Source organism: Cytobacillus kochii (assembly GCF_020171845.1).
Classification (GTDB): Bacteria; Bacillota; Bacilli; order Bacillales; family Cytobacillaceae; genus Cytobacillus; species Cytobacillus kochii.
The window spans coordinates 64,414-77,195 of the sequence record NZ_JAIVAM010000014.1; the positions used below are offsets into that span (position 1 = coordinate 64,414).

At 29.4% G+C, this 12,782-nt stretch carries 12 protein-coding genes; 11 read left to right on the forward strand and 1 reads right to left on the reverse strand.

Translation table 11 applies throughout. From position 1 onward, the window contains the following. The first annotated feature begins 179 nt into the window (after window positions 1–179). The 8 genes from LCM23_RS21330 to aroB all read left to right on the forward strand — a co-directional run bounded on the left by LCM23_RS21330 (window position 180) and on the right by aroB (window position 10,002). Window positions 180–464 carry a hypothetical protein gene (locus LCM23_RS21330; protein ID WP_224938683.1) on the forward strand — a complete coding sequence of 95 codons (285 nt, stop codon included), beginning with the start codon at window positions 180–182 and terminating at the stop codon, window positions 462–464. Window positions 465–2,009: 1,545 nt separating this feature from the next. After that, window positions 2,010–3,428 (forward strand): 4-hydroxyphenylacetate 3-hydroxylase family protein, encoded by a 1,419-nt coding sequence (locus LCM23_RS21335; protein WP_224938684.1) that lies wholly within the window; start codon window positions 2,010–2,012, stop codon window positions 3,426–3,428. A 116-nt stretch (window positions 3,429–3,544) separates the two neighbouring features. Continuing rightward, on the forward strand, window positions 3,545–4,444 hold the full coding sequence (gene cysD, locus LCM23_RS21340; RefSeq protein WP_224938685.1) for a sulfate adenylyltransferase subunit CysD: 900 nt from the start codon (window positions 3,545–3,547) through the stop codon (window positions 4,442–4,444). Between the two features lie 2 nt (window positions 4,445–4,446). Then, window positions 4,447–6,279, forward strand: a complete 1,833-nt coding sequence (gene cysC / locus LCM23_RS21345; protein WP_224938686.1) for an adenylyl-sulfate kinase — start codon at window positions 4,447–4,449, stop codon at window positions 6,277–6,279. 157 nt (window positions 6,280–6,436) lie between these two features. After that, window positions 6,437–6,886 (forward strand): type II 3-dehydroquinate dehydratase, encoded by a 450-nt coding sequence (gene aroQ, locus LCM23_RS21350; protein ID WP_224938687.1) that lies wholly within the window; start codon window positions 6,437–6,439, stop codon window positions 6,884–6,886. Next, a complete protein-coding gene (locus tag LCM23_RS21355) occupies window positions 6,883–7,824 on the forward strand; it encodes an ROK family protein (protein ID WP_224938688.1) in 942 nt (313 codons plus the stop codon). The genes aroQ and LCM23_RS21355 overlap by 4 nt, the downstream gene beginning before the upstream one ends. Before the next feature lie 2 nt (window positions 7,825–7,826). Then, entirely contained in the window at window positions 7,827–8,915 is a 1,089-nt protein-coding gene (locus LCM23_RS21360) for a Gfo/Idh/MocA family protein (protein ID WP_224938689.1), read from the forward strand. Continuing rightward, the gene (aroB, locus tag LCM23_RS21365; protein ID WP_224938690.1) at window positions 8,908–10,002 is read left to right on the forward strand and encodes a 3-dehydroquinate synthase; all 1,095 of its coding nucleotides are present in this window, start codon (window positions 8,908–8,910) and stop codon (window positions 10,000–10,002) included. Before LCM23_RS21360 ends, aroB begins: the two co-directional genes overlap by 8 nt. On the opposite strand, the gene LCM23_RS21370 is transcribed toward aroB, so the two are convergent. After that, window positions 10,003–10,242 carry a hypothetical protein gene (locus LCM23_RS21370; protein WP_224938691.1) on the reverse strand — a complete coding sequence of 80 codons (240 nt, stop codon included), beginning with the start codon at window positions 10,240–10,242 and terminating at the stop codon, window positions 10,003–10,005. 100 nt (window positions 10,243–10,342) lie between these two features. Between LCM23_RS21370 and LCM23_RS21375 the strand changes: the two genes are divergently transcribed. The 3 genes from LCM23_RS21375 to LCM23_RS21385 all read left to right on the forward strand — a co-directional run bounded on the left by LCM23_RS21375 (window position 10,343) and on the right by LCM23_RS21385 (window position 12,780). Beyond that, on the forward strand, window positions 10,343–11,266 hold the full coding sequence (locus tag LCM23_RS21375; RefSeq protein WP_224938692.1) for a BtrH N-terminal domain-containing protein: 924 nt from the start codon (window positions 10,343–10,345) through the stop codon (window positions 11,264–11,266). A gap of 322 nt (window positions 11,267–11,588) precedes the next feature. Next, complete coding sequence (locus LCM23_RS21380; protein ID WP_224938693.1) at window positions 11,589–11,849, forward strand: acyl carrier protein; 261 nt, start codon at window positions 11,589–11,591, stop codon at window positions 11,847–11,849. A gap of 10 nt (window positions 11,850–11,859) precedes the next feature. Next, on the forward strand, window positions 11,860–12,780 hold the full coding sequence (locus tag LCM23_RS21385; protein ID WP_224938694.1) for a glycosyltransferase family 2 protein: 921 nt from the start codon (window positions 11,860–11,862) through the stop codon (window positions 12,778–12,780). The last annotated feature ends 2 nt before the right edge of the window (window positions 12,781–12,782 follow it).

Here is a 12,782-nt window from a genome sequence, read left to right on the forward strand (position 1 = left end):
TATATAGGTGATGTATAAATTTTGGTCGAAAATTTTATAGAATTCACACCCCAATTTTTAAGTATGGAAATAATTATTTGGGAGTATGTGAATTTAGTGCGATTACTATCTGGTATTATTTGGGGAAATCCATGATTTAGCATTTTACCGATTCAGAATCAGAATTGGTTCGATCTTTTATGAGATTTTATAATGTGTATGGTCAAGGCTTTTCTTTTAGACCTTATACAGAAGGCAATATCCGAAAATTAAATCGCACAAACGACTTGATAAAAGTGTTTGAACAACCATTTGTTCTAATAAACTTAATTGACATGTCAGAGTATGATTTAGACGCAATTATCTATTATTTAAATGCCAATCTAAAGTTTGATGGCTATGAAATCTTCCAATTCAAGGAGATTTATAAATTAAAGAATAGAATGGTTCCATGGTGGAATTGGATGAGAAATAGAAAGAAGTAAGAAATTCTTTAACATTGTGTATGAATGTGGTGAAAAGGGAGACCTTATCAGAGAACCTTTTAGGCTAGGCTGATAAGAGAGGCCTTCAGCCTCAGAACAAACACCAGTTCACACTAGTGGTGATTATTATGATAACATTTGATAAGTAATATCTATCGGAAGTAAGTAGAAGATTGCTTATATTAGAGCAAGATGTGTCCTTACAACATATTATTGGTTGAAATAAGAAATTTTTCGCTTGACTATGCAGTCCATAGATGTAAAGGATAGAGAAGAAATAGTTGAAAGAACAAAGCTGTTCTCTATTTTCTCTAGCAACGATAAATTAGAAGAATCAACAATTTTAGTCGTAATTATTTACCTATATTTGGTTTTTGGGTATAATCTAATATAATATACTTTTTTGAAAGGATGTTTACCTATATGAACCAATAGGCTATTAGATAGGATTTCTATTTATTACGAATACAAAATATTAAGAAATTATTGGGTAGACTATATGGAGAATGTGCATATGAGATAAGTATGAGAGAAGATGTTGGTGAAGATACCAAACTTGAAATAAAAGAGATATACAAAAGTTGAATCTGAATATGAGGTTGATCATGCCTCATCATTTTTAAACACAACATTGTTAGCACTAAGATTGAGAAAAATTTATATAAAATTGAGTTTGACAATATAAATGATAGTGGTTTTACCAAAACAAGTTGAATAAGAGAAGAGTTTTAGAAAAGTACAAGAGATAAGAAGTGAAAATTATAATAATTTACAATATTTTTAAAAAATTATAGATATAGACGTATAAGCCTATAGCCTCCCTTCTGTATTTAATTTAATGTTACTATTATCATATTTTGACTTTGCATAATCCGAATTTGTAAATTTAAGCCAAGGATAAATTTATTTTAGAGATATATTTATATGGCATTCCTCCTTAGTGAAGAGGTGTCTTTTGATGTGCTGTAAATTATAAAAAATTCTTAAAAGGTATTTATTAAAAACCCAAGTGAAAAATAAATTTCCTTTCAACACATGGTAATTTTATGATGACCTAGGGTACTCCTAAAAATTAGTTGATTTTGTTATTATAAGTAACGTAAATGAATTTATCAAAAAGAATATTTTAAAAATGAAAATGGAAAAAGTTCTGATATAGAAATTACTGTACAATCTTTTTAATTAACTTATGATGATTTTATTTCCGTATATAAAAAACTAGAAGAATTAGAGTGTAATATATATGGATAATCAGGTTGAAACCTTCTTGTTTATCATTTATCAGTTTTAAAAAAAACATTGTACATACATGGCTATTCCAATAGGAAATGTATCAATTATAAAAGGAGATCTACTTAATATCGTGTATTAACATCTGATAGCAACATTTTTTCATTATACAGTTCAATGCAGAACCTAAGGTTCCTTTTTTGTTTCCTAGGAGATGATTCATATGATGTTTAATCCGAAATTGTCCTAAGTTATTAGTTTCATATGTATGCTCATCACTCAGTTTTTACAATAGCCAATGAAGGGAAAGATGATATGTTTAAAAATAGTCTGAAGGATGGTAGAAGCGTATGGCTAAATGGAAGACAGGTGGATATTACACAAGATCCACATTTTGTAGGAACACTTCAAACAATAGAATCTTTATTCTATATGCTAGAAAATGACCAGGAACAAAAAGAGATTGGTTATTTTGACAAAGAATATCAGTGTTGGATTCATAAATCGTTTCTTATTCCTCGTAGTAAAGATGATTTGATTGAAAGAAGAAAAACATTTCAATTATGGACAAAAGAGACTGATGGTATGATGAGCAGACTTTCGGATTACGCTCGTTCAAGATTAACAGGTTGGTATGCGAATCGCGAGTTTTACAGACAATATGACCAAGAATTCCCTGAAAAAATATCCTCCTATTTTCATAAAGCTAGAAAAGAAAACCGATTTATTTCCGTTGTACAAAGAGATCTACAAATTGACCGATCTATTAAGAGTATAGGGGACAAAGAGAAATTAGGTTTATTGAGTATCACCAAAAAAACAGATGAAGGGGTGTTCGTTAGTGGTGCAAAAATGATTGGTACAGCTGCTCCTTATTCACATGACTTAATTATTTACCCATTATCTACAATCAAAGAAGAAAATAAATCCTTGGCGCATATGTTGATTGTTGCTGCAGACTCTCCAGGTCTTCATATGGTTTGTAGAGAACCATTCTCTGCTGATAAAGAAAAGGAAGAAGATTACCCACTTAGTTCTAAATTTGATGAGATGGATACAGTGCTTATTTTTGATAATGTTTTTGTTCCTTGGGAAAGAGTCTTATTACATGAAAATACGAAAGCAATAGCAGAAATTAAAGTCGATCTAATTTCTAATAGCCTAGCTTATCATCAATCAATTATTAGGTTATATACAAAGCTTGACTTTGTTGCAGCTATTGCTAATGAGATAGCTGAGACAATAGGTGCTGAAGGTTTTCTACATGTACAGGAAAAGCTTGGTGAATTAATAATTCAGTTAAGAACTATTTCAGCTATGATTATCGCTGCTGAGCAGAATGGAAAGTATTTGAATAATGTATACATACCAGAATTTGATTATATCCAAACAGCAAGAATATTGGGAACGAAATATTATCCGCGTGCTATTGAGATTATTCAATTAATTGGTTCAGGTGGATTTATTCAAATTCCATCATCAGTAAACGACTTTGACAGTTCAATAGGCACATTGTTACAAAAATATTTTCATGGAAAGAACACCTCTGCTTTAGAGAGAACAAAATTATTTAAATTGGCTTGGGACTTAATTGGTTCTCCTTTTGGTTCCCGTCACGAACTATATGAACGTTTTTATTCCGGAGATCCAATACTACAAACAGCTGATCAGTGGAAGAGATATGATAAAAAACATTGGAAGGAATATTTAGCTTCTTATCTAAATAGAGAATAAAATAATTAAATTTTATCAGAATTTTTTAAATATATAAAATGATAGATTTCCCTCATGCAAGCATCTCAAACTTTAAAGGCAAGATATTGTCAAATAAATATAAAGGAGGAAACCATATGGAGATATTATCACATCTAGATCAATTAGAGGCCGAAGCAATTTACATTATTCGGGAGGTAGCTGCAGAGTGTGAAAACCCTGTAATGCTCTATTCGATTGGTAAAGATAGCTCTGTCATGTTGCACTTAGCAATGAAAGCTTTTTATCCGGATAAACCACCTTTTCCTTTTATGCATATAGATACTACATGGAAATTTAAAGAAATGATTAAATTTAGAGATAGAATTACTAGGGAATTAGGAATTGACATGATAGTTTATTCGAATCAAGAAGGGATTAAAAAAGGAATAAATCCCTTCGATCATGGTCCTAGTTATACTGATTTAATGAAAACTCAAGCTTTAATAAAAGGTTTGGACAAGTATGGTTTTACAGCAGCTTTTGGTGGAGGAAGACGTGATGAAGAAAAGTCTCGGGCAAAAGAAAGAGTATTTTCCTTTCGTAATAGTAAACATGCTTGGGATCCAAAAAATCAAAAACCTGAAATGTGGAAATTATATAATACTAGAGTAAATAAAGGTGAAGGCATTCGTATTTTCCCACTTTCTAATTGGACAGAAAAAGATATCTGGCAGTATATCAAACGAGAGAATATTGATATAGTTCCCTTATATTTTGCAAAAGAAAGACCCGTAATTTATAGGGATGGCAATATCATAATGAAAGATGATGAACGACTGAAAATCCATCCATCTGAGAAAGTAATAATGAAGAATATAAGGTTTCGTACATTAGGGTGTTACCCCCTAACTGGTGCTATTGAGTCTAAAGCTAATACACTTGATGACATAATTAAAGAGACTCTTGGAGCAATTTCTTCAGAACGAACAACCAGAGTTATTGATTACGAGGTTGTTGGGAGTATGGAAAGACGGAAGCGGGAGGGGTATTTCTAATAATGAAGCGTTTGTTAAGGTTTATTACTTGTGGAAGTGTTGATGATGGAAAATCTACTTTAATTGGACATATGCTTTATAAAGCAAAGCTATTATATACTGATGAAGAAAAAGCTCTAAGACTAGATAGTAAAGTTGGTAATAATGCAGGGAAAATCGATTACTCACTACTTCTAGACGGTTTGATTGCCGAAAGAGAACAGGGCATTACAATTGATGTAGCGTATAGGTACTTTACTACTGAGAAAAGATCTTTTATTGTTGCAGATACTCCAGGTCATGAAGAATATACTCATAATATGGCAGTAGGGGCATCCTACGCTGATCTAGCTATCATACTTGTAGACGCTACAAAAGGTGTGGTTACTCAGACAAAACGTCACTTAAGAATATGTTCTCTAATGGGTATTGAAAATTTAGTATTAGTTGTGAATAAAATGGATTTAATTGAATTTGACCAAAATAAATTTACAAAAATCACACAAGACTTTATGAAGGAAATATACAATTTTAATCTAGAAAATCTTCAAGCTATCCCTATTTCAGCTACTGAAGGGGATAACATTATACATAGATCTAAAAATACGCTATGGTATGATGGTCCATCTTTACTACAATACATAGAAACTGTGGATATTAAATTAGACTATCAACAAGATAACTTTATCATGCCTGTCCAGCGTGTTAGCAGACCAAATCATACTTTTCGCGGTTATCAAGGGCAAGTTGAAGCTGGCAATATTTCTTTAGGAGAAGAGGTTATTTCTCTACCTAATAATGAAAGAGCTAAGATAAAACATATTCTAGTGACTAATAAAGAAGAAAATTCAGCCTCTGTTGGCAATCCTGTTACTATACAATTAGACCGTGAAGTTGATGTTTCTCGAGGAAGTGTCTTAACTACCTCTGAGAATCTTTATATATCTGATATGTTTACAGGTACAATATTTTGGATGGATAGTAATAATTTCACTCCTAATTCGAGTTATCTAATTAAAGTCGGAACCAAAATTATCCCAGCAAAAATAACTTCAATAAAACATAAAATTGATATAAATACCGGAAATAGATTACTAGTAAATGAAATCATGAAAAATGAATTAGTAGAATGTAATATATTATTGTCTGAGAAAATAGTATTTTATTCTTTTAAAAAGAATAAATCCCTTGGTAGTTTTATATTAATAGATAGGTTAACAAATCTAACTTCAGCTTGCGGTGTAATTAGCCAATCTATAAATAAGTCCTCTAATGTTTACTGGGGCGATACTTTTATATCTCGAGAAACTAGAGCAAGTCAAAAAGGCCAAACCCCTTTAACGTTATGGTTTACAGGTTTATCTGGTTCTGGTAAAACCACACTTGCAAACGAGGTTGACAAACGTTTGGTAACTCTTGGCTATCATACTATGATATTAGATGGGGATAATATTAGGCATGGTCTAAGTAAAGATTTAGGTTTTTCAAGAACTGATAGAATTGAGAATATTCGTCGAATATCAGAAGTAGCTAATTTAATGAATGATTCAGGTTTAATCACGATAATTGCTACCATATCTCCCTATGAAAATGACAGAGAAAATGCTAGGAAGATAATCGGAGAAGGTTTTATTGAAATTTATTTAAATACATCACTAGAAGAATGTGAGAAAAGAGATGTAAAAGGACTTTATAAGAAAGCTAGAAATGGAAAAATTTCAAACTTTACAGGAATCTCTAGCCCTTATCAAGAACCGAAAAAGCCAGAAATTAAATTAGATACAAGTAAATATTCTATTGAAGAAGCTACTAATATTATTGTAAAAAAAATTATTAAATTCGAATTAAATCAATAATCGCTTTATTAAGTATAAGGCTATTTAATCATGAAAGTACCAACATAGTAAGGGTCAGGTGATTATTTTATTTCTGAAAGGCAAAAAAATATGGTGTTTATTAATGTATCACTTTAAGCGAATTATTTTCAAATTAATGATCGAAAGGAAATTTCAAATGATACAATACGTAATTATCAATGGACCAAATTTAAATTTACTTGGTGACAGAGAGCCAGGTGTTTATGGTAATAAAACCTTAAAGGAAATTGAAAAAATTATAAATTTTCATTTTCAGGCCGAGTGTAAAATTGATTTTTATCAATCAAATCATGAAGGAGAAATAATAGATTTTTTACACATGACTTCAAACGTATACAATGGAATTGTTTTTAATCCTGGTGCCTTCATGTCATATAGTTATGCTATTAGAGATGCAATTGCTTCAATTTCAATACCAGTAATTGAAGTACATATGAGTAATATTTTTAATAGGGATTCATTTAGGCAACAGTCAGTAATTGCTCCTGTAACCAAAGGTTTTATAAGTGGATTAGGAGAAAGAAGCTACATACTTGGTATAGAGTCATTGCTATTACAAAATAAGTTAGGAAGTAAAGTAGAATGATAGATATGATTTTAGATATAGGAGGAACAAGTATAAAAATTGTGTCTCTTACTTATGGAAAAAAAGAAATTTCTAATATTCGCTATACAGAAACCCCTTTTCCTAATACTAAGGATTTCTCAGAGGATATTTTTCAAATAAAAAAAAGTTTGACTTTATTCCTTAATGAGGAAATAAGAAGGTTAGTTATATGTTTTCCAGGCGTTTTACGAAATAACAAAATATTTAAATGGCCAAATAAGACTTACTGGGAAGGTAATAATTTTTATAATTTTGTAAAAATATTAAATCCAAAAGAATGGTTAGTATTTGATGATTGTACTCTGGGAGTACTATCAAATCTTTTGTTATATCCTAATAAACAAAATTCTTTGTTTATAAATGTAGGCTCAGGTATTGGGTGTGGTTTAATTATTAATGGTCAATTATTTGTAGGAGATAATGGGAACGCTGGTGAATTAGGACATATTACTGTTTTTCCAGAGTCAACTATAACTTGCCCATGTGGTAATAGAGGTTGCTTACAGCTTTTTTCATCAGGTAAAGGAATTCTTGAAAGGGCTAAGATGGTAGATAATTCACTAAGTGAATATAAACTTCTCCAGGAATGTCTTGGTAATAATATCGTAAAGAAAAAAATTAAGGAAGGGGCGGAACTTCTAGGACAATATATATCAAATATGATTAATTTTTTAGATGTGACTACAATACATATTAACGGAGGAGTAACAAACATTAATGAATATAATGAAACATTTATAGATTCTTTATATAAACAAGAGAAAAAATACCTTGATAGAGAATTAACTATTAACATTAGACCCTATTTCAATGCTTCTTTAGTTGGGGGGGTAATTAAAATGTTAGGAAAAGAAAAACTAGAACAAGTGAGTAATATAATTAATAATATAGAAAATAAAATGGAAAAGGTGGAGTGAAATTGAGTATAGGAATAGGAATAATCGGTTTAGGGTGGATAAGTCAAAAGATTCACCTTCCATTTTTCACAAATAATAGTGACATTGATTTTGTAGGTGTTTTTGATATTGATGATTTTAAGGTGAATGAGGTTAAAAAAAACTTTAAAATAAATCAAGTATTTAATACTTATGATAGTTTAATAAAGTGTAAAAAAATTAATATTGTTGTAATCGCCACACCTAATCACCTCCATCAAACTCAAATTAATGAGGCAATTATAAATAATAAATATGTTTTTTCCGAAAAACCATTATGTATAAATGGTTTAGAGTTAGAAAATCTAAAGGCGTTGGAATCGCATTTAGGAAATCTTTTCCCTTTGCTCCCTAGTAGATATACTCAAGAAGTAAATAAGGTAAAGGAATTAATAGGAACTATTGGAGATATCTATAAAGTTAAAGGAACTTGGAATAGAGGGAATGGAATTCCTACTTCAAGTTGGTTCACTAACAAAAATAAGTCAGGTGGAGGAGTACTCATAGACCTAGGATCCCACATTATTGATGTAATATTTTATCTATTAGATTTCCCCGATATTTTAAATTCAAATTCTTTTCTTTCGAACAACTTTTTAAATCAAAATGAAAAAAAAGCAAATTGGCACGAGAGCAACACAGATAAAAAGAATACACGGATAAGTGATTCTGTTGAAGATAATGCTCAAGTTTTTTTAAAAAGTAGAGATATGTCTATTTATATAGATTTGAGTTGGGCGAGTGTTAGAAAGTATGATGAAAGCACATTTGAAATTCACGGTACTAAAGGTTCTATTATAATGAAAACATTATTTGGATTTAGTAGAAATAGGTACTTAGACAACTCTACAATTGTATACGAAGTAGATCAAAAAGAAGAGATAGTCATTCAAATGAAAAATAATAATCCCTCTTCTTATTATTTTGAAATGTTAGAAAATAACTTAGCTAAAGTAAAAAGAAAAGAATCTAATATTGATTATGTTAAGAATGCATTCAAAACTATTGATATAATAGATCGTTTGTATACAAACCAAAACTTAGGAATTAATGAGGAAGTGTATTATGTTTAAAATCAACATTCAAACAATCTATAAAAACTATCCATTTTATTTAGGACATGGAATAACTGAAAATTTCCATAGCATATTATCTGAGAATAATATAGATAAAAGTGGAAGAGCAATTTTAATAATTACGGATGATGTGGTTGCTCCATTATACCTTGTTAAATTAAAGAAAATTTTACAAACAACGGAGGACAAGGTTTATATAAAAGTTTTACGTTCTGGAGAAACTTCAAAAAGTTTATCAAATTATCAAGAGATAATTAATTTTTGCATAGAACACAGACTGGATCGTAATTCATTATTAATTGGTTTGGGAGGTGGAGTTATTGGTGATATAACTGGATTTGTTGCTTCCACATATATGAGAGGAATTGAATTTTTGTTAATACCTACCACCATTCTATCCCACGATAGTTGTATAGGTGGAAAGAATGGTCTGAACTTTGGTAAATCGAAAAATATATGCGGTACAATTTATCAACCTGAGTTAATAATCTTCGATACAAAGTATATAGAAACTCTATCTAAAAGGCAGCTTCTTAGTGGTATGGTGGAAATAATACTACATGGGGTGATAAAAGACCCGATATTCTTACAATGGTTAGATGATAACCAAAAAAAACTAATGAGTAAAGATCAAAAAACCATGCAAGAAGCGATTAAAATATCTGCGGAAATAAAAGCAGATATAATACGTCAGGATACCCTTGAGCATGGTAAAAGAAACTTATTAAATTTTGGTCACACCTTTGGTCATGCATTAGAAAGTATTACTGATTTTAAACAATATACCCATGGAGAAGCAGTAGGAGTTGGGATGTTGTTAGCTACACTTTATTCTTATTTTAGTGGATTTTGTTCTTTTGATTTATACATTAAACTTAGAAATTTATTAAATAAATTTGAGGTTCCTATAACTATCGATAAAAAAATCAATAGTCTTGATATTTTAAATTCTATGTACCTAGATAAAAAAATTAAAAAAAATAAATTAAGATTAATCTTAATCAGAAATATTGGTGAAGTATTTATAAAGGATGATATTAAGGAAGAACATATACTAAAGGCAATGGACTATTTAAGAGAATAATTATTCTAATGATAATAAAATTTTTGCAGCTAATAATTCATCAATAAATTCTATAAACTCTTTTTTATCATAATTGGGGCTATAAATTGATTTAATATGAATAAAATCACCTTGAGCTGCCATTATAACTAAGAATGATTCATCATCAAGGAATACACCTTCGCCGGACTGAGGTTCAATTATTATTTTTCCATTATCTATGTCATCAATAATAAGTTCAGGATTTAATTTAATTTTCAATAGTTTCTCCTTTCTAATGTTTTAAAATTTATATATTATATCCATTTTAATAATTTCAATACATTCAGTCAAATATCAATTATCGGAAGGAATGATTAATTTGGGCTCTGGAAATTGTTTTTATAATGGTACAATGAGATTTTTTAATATTCAAGACATAAAACTAAGAGAATCAGATTTAATGCATTTATTTGGAGGTTATAGTTTGTTCATCAAAAAATTTCCAAATGATTTGATTCCGACATATGGAGTATATGGAAGTCTTATTAGAGAATATAAATTTAAAGAATCAACTGGGGTAGATTTAATGGTGTTTTATGAAAACAATCAGGAATCAGCTTTTAGAAGAACAGATTCAATATTGGCAAAGGACCAACAGCAACTTGTTTTTGCAAACTGTTATCACTTGCCGTTTGATCAAAAAAATTACAAAAAAAATATAGACAACCATCTCCTTATTATTCATAGTTTTAATAATATATCAGATAGTTATACAGTATCAGATGATAACGGTACATATAGTATAGCAAAAAAAGACCTGGCTATTGCAAGAAAAACAACAAATGATGGGGAGTTTAAAACAATTCAGTTTAATAAAATTGACTCACTTAAACAATTGGATGTAAACTCTAAACTTAAATCTATAATTCCAATTCAAGCTGCGATATTTTTAAATAATTCCCTTAATGAGATAAAAGAAATGAAGGAAATCATTATAAAAATAAATAATTTAGAAAGCATTTATAAAAAATTAGCTTTAAAAAGTATTTATAATACAATAAGTCATCCCAATGGCCCTGTAATTACAAGAAAGCTCATGGCTACAAGCTTTAATCACAAGGTTTATATAGATAATTATATGAAATTAAGTTCTCAATGGAAAGCTCTCTCAAACAATCTAATTAGGTTAGCTTCCGATATTGTCGATATAGAGGATATAATTGAAAATCTAGATGAAATCTATAAAAATGAAAAGAGTTTTAATGAAGAAGTAGCACAAACAAAGAATCTAATATTAAATTAAGTTCAATGTTAATTATCTTTCGGTTCATCATCTAATAAACTAATATGTTATTAATGAAACATTTAATATTTTGACATTTTTTTGAATTATGTATATAGTAAAAATATCCATAATTGTAATGGGGGTGAGAAAATGAAAAAAAAGAAATTGAAAGTGAAGAAACTTGGGCAATTAACAACATATGCTGTTAAGGTTGCATAAAAATTAAGATCTCTAGCAAGTTTGCTTGAGGTTATTTGCAGGCAAACTTGCTTGAACAACTTCTTATTTATTTGAATATTTAAACTATATAAAAATAAATCATTAGAAACGGGTGCTGAATATGTACAAAGAAGAAATTAAGGACGAATTAAAAAAAATTTTAATTGAAAGCCTTCAATTAAGTCAAACCCCCGATGAAATCCCCAATGAAAATCTAATACAGAACTATAATATTAATTCTGTTAATGCACTAGAAATTCTGGTATGGGTTGAAAGTAAATTTGAAATTGAGATAGCTGACGAAGACTTAAGTGCCAATTTAATAGACTCTATTGATGTTCTTTCAAATTATATACACAAGTTAAAGGCGACAGTTGTCTAAGGACATTCTTATGATTAGTTTGATTATACCTACTTACAATAAAGCCCCAAGATTAGAGTTAATGTTATTGTCTTTGACCAAATTATTAATTCCAAAAAATATTAGTTTAGAAGTTATTATTATTAATGATTTTTCTACGGACAATACCCAAGGAGTAGTAAAGGATTTTTTACTTAATTATAAAAAAAGAACTAAATTTGATTTATTTCTAATTAATAGTGATCAAAGTAGAGGTAGATCAGGTGCAAGAAATCTAGGAGTGTCCCATTCCAGGGGTGATTTAATAATATTTACAGATGATGATGTGATTTTAGAAGAGAGATTTATCCTGGATCATTTTATCTTACATAAAGACAGAGAGAATCTTTTATTGCATGGTAGTATCTTTGAGTTGCCATACTTAAAATTTATTTGCGAACCTAAATATAATAAGAATTCAAAAAAAATAAATAATAAGGTCTTATTAGAAAAACTAATAGATACCCAAGATATCATTGGGTCAAAAATAAAAATAAAAGAACAAGCTAGGAAATCAAAATTTGAGAAGGATATAATTCAGTTTTTTAATTATTCGGAAATAGATAATTCTTTTAAATGGGTTTGTTGTATTGGAGCAAACTTTTCGATTGCTAAAGATCTATTTTTAGAAATAGGTGGATTTGATGAACAGATGGGGATTAAATGGGGGTGTGAGGACCTAGAATTCGGATATAGAGCTAATAAAAAAGGAGTTCTTTTCAAGAATAGTAGAGAAAACGAATGTGTAAACTATCATATGAGTCATTTTAGAGAGAATGTAGAAAATGATCATAAAATAGCTTTTTCTTATTTCTATAGAAAACATAATGATGAAAAAATTAAACTCTTGTGGGATTATTTTGATAAAAATTTTAATGATTTATTGGAGTGGTGGGAAAAGTGTATACCTTAAAA